Genomic DNA, 13,744 nt, shown 5'->3' with positions numbered 1-13,744 from the left:
GTGGTTCCCCCGCAAGACGTCGCTTCCCGGATGCGGGAGGCGGCACGTGCCCTGCTCGCCGTCCTGGAGCCGGAGCAGGTGCGTCTGCTGCGCGCCGTGCCCGGCCCGCTGGACGCGCCCGAGCAGCGCGAGTGGACCTATCTGCCCGGGCCGCGCCCCGGGCTCTCCACCGAAGGGCTCGACGACCGGCAGCGCGAGGTGGTCGACGTGCTCCTCGCCACGGCGCACAGCGCGGCGGGAGCGGAGCTGGTGCGCGGTGCGATCGAGGTGGAACGGCACCGGCGCGGCCTGCCGGGCTCCCGGGGCGCGGACCGGTACTGGGTGCGGCTGCTCGGCGACCCGGAGGGTGCCGAACCCTGGGGCTGGCGGATGAACGGCCACCATCTCGCCGTACACGTCCTGGTCACGTCGGCCGCGATCCGGGTGACCCCGCACTTCGTCGGCTCGGAACCGGCTCGCATCGGCAGTGGCCCGCGAGCGGGCCACCGGCTCCTCGGTCCGGAGGAGGACCTGGCCAGGCGGCTCGTCACGAGCCTGCACGGCGCCGCGCGGGCGTCGGCGGTCTTCGCCGCCACGCCGCCGGACGACATCCTGACCCGGGCCGATCCGTTCGCCGATCCGGGTCTCCTGCCGGAGGGTCTGCCGTACGACCGCATGGCACCCGGGGACCGCCAGCTGCTCGAGCGTCTGGTGCGCCGCTATCTCGACCGCGCGCCCGCGGCGTACGCGCGGGAGTGCTGGTCCGACGCCGTGGCCCGCGGGCTGAGCACCGTCTCCTTCGCCTGGGCCGGCGGCCTCGCACCCGGTGACCGGCACTACTACTGCGTGCGCGCTCCGGATTTCCTGATCGAGTACGACAACACCCAGGACGACGGCAACCACGCCCACTCGGTCTGGCGGCACGTCCGCCACGACTGGGGAACGGATCTGCTCCGCGGCCACTACACGGACCGGCACGCCTGACGCGCCACGCCGCTACTGCTGCTTCGCGCGTGGGGCGTCCACGCGCTCCAGCAGGCGGACCGTCACGGTGTCCCCCTGCTCCTTGCCGATCGCCTTGCGCACCTCCGCCTTCACGGCCAGCTTGTGCGTGCCGTCGCCCAGAGCCATGAAGGAACCCCGGAAGGGATGACCGTCGATCGTGCCCCGGACCTTCACCAGGCCCCGGGTGCCGAAGTACGCGACCGACTCGGGCCACACGACGTAGGTCCAGCCGCCCGCGTTCGGACTCTTCAGCAAGGTCGCGGTGAACTGCTCGTCCATCTCGGATACCGCCTGTTCGGTAGTTCTTCCGGTGTCGTCAGGTAGGACCGGACCCGGCAGGAAAACTCATCGCTCCGGCGGCGGCCTCCGCCCCTTTTTATACGGCAGCATTGACAAAGTTTCACTGCACCTCATCAATATGTAGCCACGGTGCCCCACTGGCAAGCGGTGCGGCGCAGATACCTTCGGAGGGGAACCATGGGTGCCCACACCGCAGTTGCGCGACCGCCGGGACCCGCCCGCCCGGATCCCGGCGCGGCACCCGGTTCCGGCGGGCCGCGCAAGCGCCGCGACGACCGGCGGGTGGCCTGGCTGTTCCTGGCACCGGCGCTGGCGGGCTTCGCGCTCTTCTACGCCTATCCGACGGTGCGCGGCGTCTACTACTCGCTCACCGACTACAACCTCCTCGCCGCGCCGGACTTCACCGGCGCGGAGAACTACCGCGATCTGGTGAGCGACGAGCAGTTCTGGAACGCGCTCAAGGTCACCGGCTACTACGTCGTGGTCAACATCGGTGCGCAGACCGTGCTGGGGCTGCTGCTGGCGACGCTGATGCACCGGCTGACCCGCTCGGTGGCCCTGCGTGCGATGCTGCTGCTGCCCTGGCTCGTCCCGAACGTGACGGTCGGCCTGCTGTGGCTGTGGCTGCTGGACACCAACCTCGGCTTCGTCAACCACGTCCTGAACGCCCTCGGCATGGGCACCACCGGCTTCTTCTCCTCGCCCGACTGGGCGATGCCGTCCATCGCCGCCGTCAACACCTGGGCGTACACCGGCTACACGGCGCTGCTGCTCTACGCCGGGATGCTTCAGATCCCCCAGCACCTGTACGAGAGCGCGTCCTTGGACGGGGCGGGCGAGTTCCGGATGTTCACCAGGATCACGCTGCCGCTGCTGCGGCCGGTGCTCGCCCTGGTGCTGGTGGTGTCGATGATCGGCTCGTTCCAGATCTTCGACACGATCGCGGTGACCACCCGCGGCGGGCCGGTGGGCGCGACCCGGGTCATCTACTACTACATCTACGAGCAGGCCTTCACCTACTTCCACATGGGCTATGCCTCCGCCGTGGCCGTGATGCTCGCCCTGATCCTCGGCGTGCTGACGGCGGTGCAGATGCGCCTGCTGCGCGCTTCCCGCTCGGACCTGGCCTGAGGAGGCGTACGTGACACGGACACAGACACAGACCCGGGTCCCGACCGGGGCGCGGGGCGTCGCCCGTACCCGGAGCCGCAGGGCCGTGACGCCGGGACGCGTCGCCGCCTGGGTGGTCCTCGTGGTCGCGCTGGTGGCGACCGTCTTCCCGTTCTACTGGATGGTCCGCACCGCCCTGACCCCGGCGGCCGACCTCTACTCCGACTCCACCGCGCTCGTCCCTCAGCACCCGACGACCATCAACTTCCTGCGGGTCCTGGGCCTGACCAGCCAGGAGGAGGCCATGGCCGCCGGCGGGTCCGGCGCGCAGGTGGACTTCCTGCGCTACCTGCTCAACTCCGTGGTCTACAGCGGTCTGATCGCCGTGCTCCAGACGCTGTGCTGCGCCATGGCGGGCTACGCCTTCGCGAGGCTGCGCTTTCCCGGGCGCGACGCGGTGTTCGGCGTGCTGATCGCCGCGCTCATGGTGCCGCCGATCTTCACCGTCATGCCGAACTTCGTGCTGGTGAAGAACCTCGACTGGCTGAACACCTTCGCCGGCATGGTCGCGCCGAGTGTGCTGATGACGCCGTTCGCCATCTTCTTCCTGCGCCAGTTCTTCCTGTCGATCCCCCGCGAGGTGGAGGAGGCCGCGGTCCTCGACGGGGTGGGCGCCTGGGGCCTGTTCTGGCGGGTGGTGCTGCCCATGAGCCGCGGCCCGCTGCTCACCATCGGGCTCACCACCACCGTATGGGCCTGGAAGGACTACCTGTGGCCGCTGCTGACCGGCCGGGACGAGGAGACCCGGGTCCTCACCGTCGCGCTCGGCATCTTCCAGCAGCAGTCGCCCAACACGTCGCCCGACTGGACGGGGCTGATGGCCGGCTCGACGCTGTCCGTGCTGCCCGTCCTCGTCCTGCTGATCCTGCTCGGCCGGCGTCTGGTCGAGTCGCTCAACTTCACCGGCGTCAAGTGAGCCCCGCACGCGGCACGAGCCAGAGAGGCCCCTTCTCATGACATTCCTGCGCCAGCGCGTCGGCGCGGCCCTGCTGTGCCTGGCCGCCTCGACCACCCTCGTCTCCTGCGGCGGCGACGACGCGGCCGACGGCACCGTCTCCCTCGACTACTGGCTGTGGGACGACCGGCAGTTGCCCGCCTACCAGGACTGCGCCGCGGCCTTCCACCGCGCCAACCCCGGCATCACCGTCGAGTTCACCCAGACGGCCTGGACCCAGTACTGGCAGAACCTCACCACCGAACTGGTCTCCGGCGACGCCCCGGACGTGTGGACGAACCAGTCCACCTACTCCGCTACCTACGTCTCCGGCGGCCAGGTCCTGGATCTCCAGCCCTATGTGGAGCGGGACCGCGTGGACCTCTCCGGCTACCAGGCCGGCCTCACCGAACCCTGGGTCAAGGACGGCAAGCGCTACGGCCTGCCGAAGGACTGGGACACCGTGGCGCTGGTCTACAACACGGCGATGCTCGGTGAACAGGGCATGGACGCCGACCGGTTGGCGAAGCTGACCTGGAACCCCTCCGACGGCGGCACCCTGGAGGAGGTCATCGCCAGGGCCACGCTCGACGACGAGGGCCGCAACGGGCTCGACCCCGGCTTCGACAAGGACCACGTCGAGGTCTACGGCTTCCTGCCCGAGTGGGCCGACGGCTCCCAGGGGCAGAACGGCTGGGGCGAGTTCGCCGCCGCCAACGGCTTCCACTACCTGGACAAGAACCCGTGGGGCACGCACTACCGCTACGACGACCCGAAACTGGTCGAGACCATCTCCTGGTTCAAGCACCTGATCGACAAGGGGTACGCGCCGCGCCTGGACCAGCAGTCGAAGATGGCCAACTCCGAGCTGCTCGCGGCCGGCAAGGGGGCCATGACGGTCGCGGGTTCCTACGCCATCTCCAGCTACACCGGCCCGAAGCTGCGGCGGCAGTTCGCCTTCGCTCCGATGCCGGTCGGACCCGCCGGTCGCAAGAGCGCCGTCAACGGTCTCTCGGACGCCGTCTGGGCGGGCAGCGAGCACAAGGAGGAGGCCTGGAAGTGGGTGAAGTTCCTGGCCTCGGCCGACTGCCAGAACCTGGTCGCGAAGCGGGCCGTGGTCTTCCCCGCGCTCAGGTCCGCCACCGAGAAGGCGCTCGCCGCCCACCGGGCGAAGGGCGAGGACGTCCACGTCTTCACGGACGCCGTGGCGGCGAAGGACGGCACGTTCCTGCTGCCCATCACCGAGCACGGCACCGAGATCGATCCCCTCGTCCAGGACGCCATCCAGTCGGCGATCCTCGGCCAGACGTCGCCAAAGGACGCCCTCGAAGCGGCGAACGACAAGGTCAACGCCCTCTTCCGCTAGCCGTCCGAAGCCGGCCCGACGCGGGCGTTCACCCCGCCGCACCGCCACTCACCGCACCGCACCGCAAGGAGACACATGGCCCAGCTCGTTGACCTCGGCGACCACCGCATCGCCGTCGAGGTCGAAGGCGACGCCCCACCGGAGCCCGTCGAGGGCGGCCTGCTGCTGCCGCCCGGCAGGGTGGCCCTGCTGCACGGTCTCGGCGACGCGCTCTTCTACCGTCACGGTCACAACTCCTGGAGCCCGTGCGGCTGGCGCCGGCTCTCCGCCGCACCCCTGCGCATCGAGAACCCGGAGCGCCGGCTGACGGCGGACGACCCGGTGTGGGACGATCCCGCGCGCCACCACTCCTCCGCCGTCGCCGCGTTGCAGGGTGCGGACGGCCGGGTACTGCTGCTCGGCGCCCTGGGCCTCGACGTACCCCGGCTGTCGGCGGACCGGGACACGCTCTGCGGGTGGTACGAACGCGCGGGAGCCCCTTGGTTCCTCGCCCACGGCGACGAGGAGCGCGTCTTCGCGGACTACGCCCGGCACCTGGGCGCACGCATGGGACGCGGCAACGGACGGGCCGGCAACGTGTGGTGCAGCTGGTACGCGTACTACGAGGACATCACCGAGGCGCGGCTCGCCGAGGACGTCGCCGCCCTGCGCGGTCTGCCCTTCGACGTCGTCCAGGTCGACGACGGCTGGGAGCGGGCCGTCGGCGACTGGGAGGCCAACGCCAAGTTCCCCGCCGGAATGGGGGCACTGGCCGGGCGGATCACCGAGGCGGGTATGCGGCCCGGACTGTGGCTGGCGCCGTTCATCGTCCATCCCGGCTCGCGCACCGCCCGGGAGCGGCCGGAGCTGCTGCTGCGCGACGACGACGGTGCTCCGGTGGTCGCCGGGCACAACTGGGGCACCGGGTACTGGGCGCTCGACCTCACCTCACCCGCGGCGCAGGAGCACCTGCGGGAGATGGTTCACCGGGTCGTCGGGGAGTGGGGGTTCACCTATCTCAAGCTCGACTTCCTCCAGGCCGGGGCGGTGCCCGGCGTCCGCTTCGCGGACGTCGGCCGCGAGGAGGCGTACCGGACCGGACTGCGGATCATCCGGGAGGCGGCGGGTCCCGAGGCGTATCTGCTCGCCAGCGGGGCGCCGTTGCTGCCGTCGCTGGGCCTGGCCGACGGGGTGCGCAGCGGCCCGGACGTCGCCCCGATGTGGGAGCACTACGCCACCCGGGATCCGTCCGACGCGCTGGCCCGCAACGCCGTCGTCAACACGGTGCACCGGCTGTGGCAGCAGCCGCTCCTCGAGGTGGACCCGGACGTGGTGTACTTCCGCAGCCGCCTCAACCTGCTCACCGAGCAGCAGCAGCGGTGGCTGCGCGATCTCGCCGACGTCTGCGGTTTCCGTGCGGTCTCGGACCCGCCGGGGTGGCTGCGCCCGGAGGAACTGCGGACGATGACGGCGTATCTCCGGGCGCGGCCGGAGGTGCGCAGGCTCGGCCGCTACCGCTTCGCGCTCGACGGGCGGGAGGTCGATTTCGCCCCGGCCGTCGCTCCGGAGGCGGAGCAGCGGTATCCGATCGCCTGACCTCCGGCACGAACGCGTCCGCCGAACCGAGTTAGTAAACTCCTCAGCATTATCCAGCGGCGCGCACGGCAACCCTCGCAGGGAGTGACCAAGCATGGCGACGACCGGAACAGACCTGTCCCGGATGCGCGAGATGAACCAGCTGTCCATCGTGTGGGCGCTGCGCGGCAACCCCCCGTCGACGGTCACCGAACTCGCGGGCCGGGCCGGTCTGTCGCGTCCCGCCGTGGACGTACTGGTGCAGGCACTGGTCGCCGAGGGCTGGGCGGAGGTGCAGGAGCCCGGGGCCGGCAGCGTGGTGGGGCGCCCGGCCCGCCGGTACCGGTTCCGGGCCGACGCCGGCCATGTGCTCGGCATCGACGTCGGAGTGCACAAGGTGCTGGCGGTACTCAGCGACCTGGAGGGCAACCTCGTGCGGACGCTGCGCCGGCCGGTCGACCCCGAGGCGCCGCCCGCGGAGCGGCTGGCGGAGGTCGACGGAGTGATCGACGACGTCCTCCGGGCCACCGGGATGACGCCGGACGACGTCTGGGCGGTGACGGTCGGGGTGACCGGCCCGGTCGACGCGGCGGGCCGGACCAGCCTGTCCACGCCACTGCCCGGCTGGACCGAGGCCGATCCGGTCGCCCACCTCGCGGCCCGCTTCTCCTGCCCGGTCCGGGTGGAGAACGACTGCAAGCTCTCCGCCGTGGCCGAGCGGTGGAAGGGGGTCGCGCAGGACGCCGACGACATCGTCTTCCTGCTCGCCGGACTGCGCACCGGCGCCGGGCTCATCCTGGACGGCACCCTGCGCCGCGGCCACGGCGGCGCCGCGGGCGAGATCGGCGCCCTGAAGGCGGTGCGCTGGCTCACCGCCCCGGACCACCTTCAGACCTGCCCCGGAATCCCGGACACGGCCGCACCCGGCGAGGCCGCCGCCTGGGTCTTCCAGGCGGCCCGGGACGGCGACCGGGAGGCGCGGGCCGCGGTCCGCCGCTACACCCGCGACCTCGCGGTGGGGGTCGCCGCCCTGGTGCTGACCCTGGACCCCCAGGTCGTCGTCTACGGCGGCGGCTTCTCCCGCTCCGCCGACGTGGTCCTCGAACCGCTGCGCCGCGAACTGACCAAGCACTGCCTGCGCCTGCCGGAGCTGCGCGCCTCCACGCTCGGCGACGAGAGCGTGGCCCTGGGCGCGGTGCGCCTCGCGCTGGACGAGGTCGACGACCGGCTGCTGGGCGACGGGCTCGCCGCACCGAGCGCACCGCGCCGGTAGGCGCCCGGCACGCCCCGCACACCACCAACCCACCTCTCCCCCGTCGGGAACGAAGGGACAGCACGTGAGCCACCGTGACCAGCCATCGAAGTCGGAACTGCGCGTCGGCGTGATCGGCGTCGGCCAGCGAGCGCCCGTGGCCGCGTTGGCGAACCGTCCCGGCGTCGCCCGGGTCGTCTCCTGCGCCGATCCGGATCCGCGGGGCCGGGACGACGCCAGGGCCCTGTTCGGTCCGGACGTGGTGCTGCACGAGCGGTACGAGAAGATGGCCGACGACGGCCTGGACGCCGTGTTCGTGCTCACGCCGGACCACGTGCACACGCGGCCCGCGCTGTTCTTCCTGGCCGCCGGGGTCCCGGTGTTCGTGGAGAAGCCGCTGGCGATCGGCGTCGAGGACTGCGACACGCTGCTCCAGGCCGCGTACGACTCCGGCAGCCGCTTGTACGTGGGTCACAACCTGCGCCATCTCCCGGTGCTGCGGCGGATGCGCGAGCTGATCGACGACGGGGCGATAGGGCGGGTGCGCGCCGTGTGGTGCCGTCACTTCGTGGGCCACGGCGGGGACTACTACTTCAAGGACTGGCACGCCGAGCGCGCCAACACCACGGGCCTGCTGCTACAGAAGGGCGCCCACGACCTCGACGTGATCCACTGGCTGGCCGGCGGCTACTCCAGGAACGTCGTCGCCCAGGGCGCCCTGTCGGTGTACGGCGACAACCCGCGGCGCGGGGCCGGCGACCCGGCGCCGGCCGGCGGGCGCATGCCCGACTGGTTCGACCCGGAGATCTGGCCGCCGTCCGCACTGCGGGACCTGAATCCCGTCGTCGACGTCGAGGACATCAGCATGATGCTGACGCGCCTGGACAACGGGGTGCTCGCCAGCTACCAGCAGTGCCACTTCACGCCGGACTACTGGCGCAACTACACCGTCATCGGGGACGAGGGCCGGCTGGAGAACTTCGGCGACGGCATGGAGGGCGACCCCGCGACGATCCAGGTGTGGAACCGGCGCCGCTCCGGCTACCGGCGGGACGCCGACCTCACCGTCCCCGTCCCCACACCGTCCCAGGACGACCACGGCGGCGCGGACCGGGCACTGGTCGACGAGTTCCTCCGCTTCGCCGTTTCCGGAGGTCCCACGGACACCTCCCCGGTGGCGGCGCGCGAGGCGGTCGCCGCCGCGGTCGCCGCGACGACCTCGCTGCGCTCGGGCGGCACTCCGGTCGACGTACGCGCACCGTCGGCGGCGATCGTCGACTACTTCCGGCGGCACCAGCCCGCGCGGCCGGCGCACCGGGAGCCGCGTACCTGACCCGCGCGGCCCGCGCACCGGGAGCCGCGTACGTGACCCGCGTGCCGCGGGGGGGCGCCCGGCCCGACCGCCCCTGCCGGGACTGCGGGGCGGTCGTCCGCGACGGTGCGGGGGGGGCGAGCGGACCGCGGCGGCGCCGGAGCACTCCGCGCCGTAGTACAGCCGCAGAAACTCCTCCATGGCCGAGTCCACGCCGGCCCGGTCACCGGTGGCGAGCAGGTCGAGGAGCAGACCGCGCACGGTGGCGAGTCCCGGCCTGGCGCGGCTCCTGGCCGCGCCGGGCGACGCCCCGGCCGCGGCCTCGGCGGCCGCCAGGGGCTCCAGCCAGTCGCTCACCAGGCCTTCGAGGATCGGGGCGGCCTCGGGTCGGCCGCGCAGCGCCTGTCCGCAGATCTCGAAGAAGAGCCGCCCCTGACCGGCCACGCCGGGATCGGTCAACTGCCGCCACAGCAGCCGCGCGACATCAGCGGGCGGGAGGCAGGGCTGCGAGCGGAGGTGGGAGAACAACTCCCGCTGGCGGCGCTCCGAGGCCCGGACGAACTCGACGAGCAGCTGTTCCTTGGAGCCGAAGTAGTGGATCAGCATGCGGTGACTGGCCCCGATCGCGGCGCCGAGTCGGCGCAGGCTCAGGTCGGCGATGCCGTGTGCCGCGACATGGTCGACGGCCGCCTCGACCAACTGCGCACGCCGGTCTCCCGGCGTCTCCCGTCGGGCATCGGGCGTCGACTGCGAACCATGCACCACCTGGCCGCGGAGCTGACCCGCCATCAGTCCGCCACCGGCACCTCCTGACCCGATCCTGACAGTCGGACCGTCCGACCTCTGTCGCGCACCGGCGCACCGGTGTACGGTCTCGGCCCGAAGGCTTTGGGAGCGCTCCCATAATGCGTTCCCTATTGTCATGCTCGCGACACCTCGGGAGGAAACCCGTGAAACGCCTTTTGGCCCTGCTCGCGACCGTCGCGTCGACCATCGGACTCACCGCGCTGGCCGGACCCCCGGCACAGGCCGCAAACGGCTGCAAGGCCGAATACACCGTCACCAGCCAGTGGGAGGGCGGCTTCCAGGCCGGGGTGAAGATCACGAATCTGGGTGACCCGGTCAGCGGGTGGACGCTCGGGTTCACGATGCCGGACGCCGGACAGAAGGTCGTCCAGGGATGGAACGCGTCCTGGTCGCAGTCCGGCTCCACGGTCACCGCCGGCGGCGTCGACTGGAACCGCACGCTGTCCACCGGCGCGTCGGCCGACCTGGGCTTCGTGGGCTCCTTCACCGGCTCCAACCCGGCACCCACGTCCTTCGCACTCAACGGCGTGACCTGCACCGGTTCCGTCACCGATCCGCCGACGGATCCCCCGACCGACCCGCCCGCGGACGGCACCCCGACCGCCGTCAACGGAAAGCTGCACGTCTGCGGTGTGCACCTGTGCAACCAGTACGACCGCCCCGTACAGCTGCGCGGGATGAGCACGCACGGCATCCAGTGGTTCGGCCCCTGCTACAACGACACGTCCCTGGACGCACTGGCGCAGGACTGGAAGTCGGACCTGCTGCGCGTCGCCATGTACGTGCAGGAGGACGGCTACGAGACCGACCCGGCGGGCTTCACCGGCCGGGTGAACACCCTGGTCGACATGGCCGAGGCACGCGGCATGTACGCGGTCATCGACTTCCACACGCTGACGCCGGGCGACCCGAACTACAACCTCGACCGCGCCAAGACGTTCTTCTCCTCCGTGGCCGCCCGCAACGCGGACAAGGAGAACGTGATCTACGAGATCGCCAACGAGCCCAACGGGGTGAGCTGGACGGCCGTCAAGAGCTACGCCGAGCAGGTCATCCCGGTGATCCGGGCCGCCGACCCGGACGCCGTCGTCATCGTCGGCACCCGCGGTTGGTCCTCACTGGGCGTCTCGGACGGCGCGAACGAGAGCGAGGTGGTGAACAACCCCGTGAACGCGACCAACATCATGTACGCCTTCCACTTCTACGCCGCGAGCCACAAGGACGCCTACCGCGCGACGGTGAGCCGGGCGGCCACGCAACTGCCGCTGTTCGTGTCCGAGTTCGGCACGGTGAGCGCCACCGGCGGCGGTGCGGTGGACCGGGCGAGCAGCGTCGCGTGGCTGGATCTGCTCGACCGGCTGAAGATCAGCTATGCGAACTGGACGTACTCGGACGCCGACGAGGGCAGCGCGGCCTTCAAGCCGGGCACCTGCGCGGGCACCGACTACGGCAGCAGCGGCGTACTGACCGAGTCCGGGGCCCTGCTGAAGAGCCGGATCAGCACCGCCGACGACTTCCCGACGAGCTGACGCCCGGCGGGGCTCCGGAGGCGTCCGGGGCCCCGCGCGCATTTGACTGATTGACAGCGGCGCCCGGTGGGCAGGGAGGCCAGTGATGTCATGAGCACGACTCCTCTCCCCCACAAGGAGGTCGAGCATGCACGTCCGCACACTGACCGGACACCTCGCGGTGGCCGCGCTGTTGTCGTTGCCGCTGCTGAGCGGCGAGGCCGTGGCCGCGGGCTCGCCGCCCCACGCGGCGGACTCCCCGGCCGCGGCCCGGGTCCTCACCTACGACGCGAGCGGTTCCGCGGAGTTCAGGTCCGCCGTCGACCGGGGCGCGGCGATCTGGAACGAGAGCGTCGAGGGCGCGGAGCTGCGTCCGGCCACGGCCGGACAGCGGGCCAACATACGCGTCCTGGCCGACGACGGCTGGCCGCGCGCGCTCACCACGTCCCTGGGCAACGGCACCGTCTGGATCGGCCGTCAGGCGGTGGACGAGGGGTACGACACGGTACGCATCTCGTCCCACGAACTCGGCCACATCCTGGGCCTTCCGGACCGCAAACCCGGGCCGTGCTCCAGCCTGATGTCGGGCTCCAGCGCGGGCACCGCGTGCACGAACCCTTATCCGAACGCGGCCGAGAAGGCGGAGGTCGAGGGCAACTTCGGCGGGGCGGCCGGTTCGCCGTCGGAGGTCGCGCCACTGGTACCCGTGCTCGTCGAGGACTGACCGGGCAGGGCCGCTGGAGTGCGCCGTGCGGGGAAGCCGTGAAGAGTTCGAGCACACTTCCCGGGCTTCGGCCTCGGCAGCGGAAGACTCGAGGCACTCGCTCGGCGCACCGAACAGGCGGGCGCCGGCCATGCGTGGGGAGACCGATCAACCATGTTCACTCTGGCACGGAGAAGAGTGCGGACGGCGGCGCTCGCGCTCTCGGCCGTCGCGGCCCTCGTCCTCAGCGCGACCACCGCGACCGGCGCGACCGCGGCGACCGCCGCTCCAGCGGCCCCCGCCCCCGCGAAGCAGGGGCCGACCTCGGTGGCCTACATCGAGGTGAACAACAACAGCATGCTCAACGTCGGCAAGTACACACTGGCGGACGGGGGCGGCAACGCCTTCGACGTCGCCGTGATCTTCGCGGCGAACATCAACTACGACACCGCCTCGAAGATGGCGTACCTGCACTTCAACGAGAACGTGCAGCGCGTCCTCGACAACGCCGCCACGCAGATCCGGCCGTTGCAGCAGAAGGGCATCAAGGTCCTCCTCTCGGTGCTGGGCAACCACCAGGGCGCCGGGTTCGCCAACTTCCCCTCCCAGCAGGCGGCTTCGGCGTTCGCCACGCAACTCTCGGACACCGTGGCCGAGTACGGCCTCGACGGCGTCGACTTCGACGACGAGTACGCCGAGTACGGCAACAACGGCACCGGCCAGCCCAACGACAGCTCGTTCGTGCACCTGGTGACGGCCCTGCGCGCGAACATGCCGGGCAAGATCATCAGCCTCTACAACATCGGCCCGGCCGCCTCCCGGCTGTCGTACGGCGGCGTCGACGTCTCCGGCGCGTTCGACTACGCCTGGAACCCGTACTACGGCACCTGGCAGGTCCCCGGCATCGCGCTGCCCAAGGCGAAGCTGTCACCGGCGGCCGTCGAGATCGGCCGGACCTCGCAGAGCACGGCCGCCGGCCTCGCCCGGCGCACCGTCGACGAGGGGTACGGCGTCTACCTGACGTACAACCTCGACGGCAGCGACCGCAGCGCCGACGTCTCCGCGTTCACCCGGGAGCTGTACGGCAGCGAGGCCGTCTACACGCCGTAACGCGCCCGCCGCTTCGACAACGATGTCAGAGGAAGACCGACCTCGGCACCGGGAGGGACTCGCACCCATCCCGGTGCCGTCGCGCAGCGCGTCCGACCGGACGCCGACGCGGACGCGGACACAGATACAGACGCAGACGCCGACGGCATGCTCGGCCGACCGGCGCCTGCGCAGCGGTGACCGCGAGCCGGGCCTCACGGGCGCGGCGTGGCGGTTCCGGGGCCGGCGGCCGGCGCCGGACCCCACGGGGACTCGAGCGCGGCGCGCAGTGCGGCGACCGCGTCCCGGCCGATCCGCTCGGCGAGCGTCTCCTCCAGCCGCCGCAGCACGCGGTCGGCCTGCTCATGCGCTCGCCGCCCCTCCGGAGTGCGCCGGATCAGCCGTCGCCGGGCGGAGGCGGGGTCGGGCGCCTGTTCCAGCAGTCCGAGCTGCACCAGGCCGTGGACCGCCTGGTGCACGGTCTGCCGGGTGACGCCCATCCGGCGGGCCAGCTCCGACACCGTCGTGCCGTCTTCGTCCAGCACGCTGAAGAGACCCAGCTGCGTCAGGGAGACATGGGACGCGCCCGAGGCTTCCAGTGCGGCGAGCAGGGCCTCGTCGAACCAGCGCCGGGCGTCGCCCAGCAGTTGCGGGAGGTTGCGGTCGGCGGGATGCATGAGGTCCTCACGGTGGCGGTGGGCGGCGGGCCCGCCCGTCGGCCCACTGGCGGTCGGCAACCCGTTGTGTCAGGCTACCTGACATTGC

At 71.7% G+C, this 13,744-nt stretch carries 13 protein-coding genes and 1 pseudogene; 11 read left to right on the top strand and 3 right to left on the bottom strand.

Going from position 1 to position 13,744, the window contains the following annotated elements:
- Window positions 1-963: a DUF3500 domain-containing protein gene (locus B9W62_RS38275; RefSeq protein WP_256976722.1), complete on the top strand. Its 963-nt coding sequence runs from the start codon at window positions 1-3 to the stop codon at window positions 961-963.
- 12 nt (window positions 964-975) lie between these two features.
- On the opposite strand, the gene B9W62_RS38270 is transcribed toward B9W62_RS38275, so the two are convergent.
- A complete protein-coding gene (locus B9W62_RS38270; RefSeq protein ID WP_087811492.1) occupies window positions 976-1,263 on the bottom strand; it encodes a DUF1905 domain-containing protein in 288 nt (95 codons plus the stop codon).
- 198 nt (window positions 1,264-1,461) lie between these two features.
- On the opposite strand from B9W62_RS38270, the gene B9W62_RS38265 reads away from it, so the two are divergent.
- The 7 genes from B9W62_RS38265 to B9W62_RS41055 all read left to right on the top strand — a co-directional run bounded on the left by B9W62_RS38265 (window position 1,462) and on the right by B9W62_RS41055 (window position 9,308).
- Complete coding sequence (locus B9W62_RS38265) at window positions 1,462-2,415, top strand: carbohydrate ABC transporter permease (protein WP_087811491.1); 954 nt, start codon at window positions 1,462-1,464, stop codon at window positions 2,413-2,415.
- A 10-nt stretch (window positions 2,416-2,425) separates the two neighbouring features.
- On the top strand, window positions 2,426-3,370 hold the full coding sequence (locus tag B9W62_RS38260; protein WP_373433730.1) for a carbohydrate ABC transporter permease: 945 nt from the start codon (window positions 2,426-2,428) through the stop codon (window positions 3,368-3,370).
- A gap of 37 nt (window positions 3,371-3,407) precedes the next feature.
- A complete protein-coding gene (locus tag B9W62_RS38255; protein WP_087811489.1) occupies window positions 3,408-4,754 on the top strand; it encodes an ABC transporter substrate-binding protein in 1,347 nt (448 codons plus the stop codon).
- 75 nt (window positions 4,755-4,829) lie between these two features.
- Window positions 4,830-6,329 (top strand): glycoside hydrolase family 36 protein, encoded by a 1,500-nt coding sequence (locus B9W62_RS38250; RefSeq protein ID WP_087811488.1) that lies wholly within the window; start codon window positions 4,830-4,832, stop codon window positions 6,327-6,329.
- A 94-nt stretch (window positions 6,330-6,423) separates the two neighbouring features.
- Window positions 6,424-7,581, top strand: a complete 1,158-nt coding sequence (locus B9W62_RS38245; protein ID WP_087811487.1) for an ROK family transcriptional regulator — start codon at window positions 6,424-6,426, stop codon at window positions 7,579-7,581.
- A gap of 64 nt (window positions 7,582-7,645) precedes the next feature.
- A complete protein-coding gene (locus B9W62_RS38240) occupies window positions 7,646-8,893 on the top strand; it encodes a Gfo/Idh/MocA family protein (protein ID WP_087811486.1) in 1,248 nt (415 codons plus the stop codon).
- A gap of 178 nt (window positions 8,894-9,071) precedes the next feature.
- On the top strand, window positions 9,072-9,308 hold the full coding sequence (locus B9W62_RS41055; RefSeq protein ID WP_256976720.1) for a hypothetical protein: 237 nt from the start codon (window positions 9,072-9,074) through the stop codon (window positions 9,306-9,308).
- A gap of 185 nt (window positions 9,309-9,493) precedes the next feature.
- Here the strand turns inward: B9W62_RS41055 and B9W62_RS41050 are convergent.
- Window positions 9,494-9,661: pseudogene (locus B9W62_RS41050) on the bottom strand (hypothetical protein); the annotation flags it as partial.
- Between the two features lie 161 nt (window positions 9,662-9,822).
- Between B9W62_RS41050 and B9W62_RS38230 the strand changes: the two are divergent.
- From B9W62_RS38230 to B9W62_RS38220, 3 genes are all read left to right on the top strand, one after another.
- Entirely contained in the window at window positions 9,823-11,208 is a 1,386-nt protein-coding gene (locus B9W62_RS38230) for a cellulase family glycosylhydrolase (RefSeq protein WP_179235880.1), read from the top strand.
- Between the two features lie 127 nt (window positions 11,209-11,335).
- Window positions 11,336-11,911, top strand: a complete 576-nt coding sequence (locus B9W62_RS38225) for a snapalysin family zinc-dependent metalloprotease (protein ID WP_087811484.1) — start codon at window positions 11,336-11,338, stop codon at window positions 11,909-11,911.
- A 153-nt stretch (window positions 11,912-12,064) separates the two neighbouring features.
- Entirely contained in the window at window positions 12,065-13,000 is a 936-nt protein-coding gene (locus B9W62_RS38220; RefSeq protein WP_087811483.1) for an endo-beta-N-acetylglucosaminidase H, read from the top strand.
- 194 nt (window positions 13,001-13,194) lie between these two features.
- On the opposite strand, the gene B9W62_RS38215 is transcribed toward B9W62_RS38220, so the two are convergent.
- Window positions 13,195-13,656, bottom strand: coding sequence for a MarR family winged helix-turn-helix transcriptional regulator (locus B9W62_RS38215; protein ID WP_087811482.1), 462 nt, complete (start codon window positions 13,654-13,656; stop codon window positions 13,195-13,197).
- Window positions 13,657-13,744 lie beyond the last annotated feature (88 nt).

It is taken from the genome of Streptomyces sp. CS113 (assembly GCF_002188365.1).
In the GTDB taxonomy this organism is placed as follows: domain Bacteria; phylum Actinomycetota; class Actinomycetes; order Streptomycetales; family Streptomycetaceae; genus Streptomyces; species Streptomyces tendae.
This window is presented reverse-complemented; position numbering and strand designations above follow the sequence as displayed.